Here is a 1,189-nt window from a genome sequence, read left to right on the forward strand (position 1 = left end):
CGGCCCGCCCGCCAACCCCGGTTCCGCCTCCGCCGCGCCCTCCCCACCCGGCTCCGCCGAACGCGAGTCCTCCGCCGCCCCCGCCGCCCGGACACCCGCCCCCCGGACACCCGCCGCCCACCGCCGGCGCGCGGGATGGATCACCCTCGCGGTCGTCATGGCGGCCCTCCCGGCCCTCCTGGGCCTGCGCGCCCTGGCCGGCCGTACCTGCCGTGGGACGACCGCGGTGACGACTTCGCCTTCGAGCCCGGCCGCGCCTACGGCTGCACCGTCCACCGACGGGAGGGCCTGCTCTACGCCGGACACAGCGAGACCGCCGACGAGTTGTTGTACCAACTGGTCATCAGCCGGGATGTCCTGGAGGCCCAGTGCCTGCTGGACCACCACGGGTTCCCGCCCGGACCGGTGGACGGGGCCTATGACGCGCTGACCGAACGCGCCGTCAAACGCTTCCAGGAGGCCCGGGAGCACCTGGTGGTCGACGGTATCGTCGGCCCCCACACCTGGGAGGAGCTGCGGCGGTGAGCGAGCGACTGCCCCCCGAATGCGTCGCGTTGGCGGCCGAACTCCGGTCCCTGCGCGAGCGCACCGGTCTGAGTCTGGCCGCGCTGGCCGATCGGACCACCGCCGGCAAATCCTCCTGGCACCGCTATCTGGGGGGCACCAAGCTGCCGCCGCGCGACGTGGTGGTGGAGTTGTGCGCGTTGGCGGGGGAGCCGCCGGGCCGGGCGGTCGCGCTGTGGGAATTGGCCGAGACGGCGCGCAGCGGCCGGGACACCCCGCCCCGGCCGTTCCCCCGGGCGGTCCCGAGGGAGGACTCCGGGGGGCACCCGGCCGGCCCGGGCACCCCGGGCGGGGGTGAGGACAGCGCCACCGGCCCGCGCTCCGGGGCGCGGGCGGACGACCCCGGGGCGGTGGACCGGGCCGGGCCGGCGTCCCCGCCGGTGGCCGGGGACGCCGACCCGCCCGCACCGGGCCCCTCCGGGGCGCGGGAGACCGATCGGGGTTCCCCGGCTCGACCGCGCCGCCCGCGATGGGCCCTGGTGGTGCCGGGTCTGATCGCCTACACGGCGCTGGTGACGACGTTGGCCCTGCTGCCACCCGGCGGGGGTCCCGACGCGGGGGCCGGCCCGACGCCGGCCGGCTGCGTCGGGCCGGGGTGCACGGGCAAGGACCCCGAGTCGCAGGG

2 protein-coding genes are annotated in these 1,189 nt (G+C 78.0%); both read left to right on the plus strand.

What is annotated here, in order from left to right:
- The first annotated feature begins 135 nt into the window (after positions 1 to 135).
- Positions 136 to 525, plus strand: a complete 390-nt coding sequence (locus FNQ90_RS23960; protein WP_228471561.1) for a peptidoglycan-binding domain-containing protein — start codon at positions 136 to 138, stop codon at positions 523 to 525.
- On the plus strand, positions 522 to 1,189 hold a 668-nt coding region (locus FNQ90_RS23965), incomplete at its 3' end, for a helix-turn-helix domain-containing protein (protein ID WP_323380151.1). The genes FNQ90_RS23960 and FNQ90_RS23965, both read left to right, overlap by 4 nt.

This window comes from Streptomyces alkaliphilus (assembly GCF_014141535.1).
In the GTDB taxonomy this organism is placed as follows: Bacteria; Actinomycetota; Actinomycetes; order Streptomycetales; family Streptomycetaceae; genus Streptomyces; species Streptomyces alkaliphilus.

Excerpts from the sequence above, each read along its gene's own strand:
- FNQ90_RS23960 (WP_228471561.1), top strand. The coding sequence starts at position 136 with ATGGATCACCCTCGCGGTCGTCATGGCGGCCCTCCCGGCCCTCCTGGG.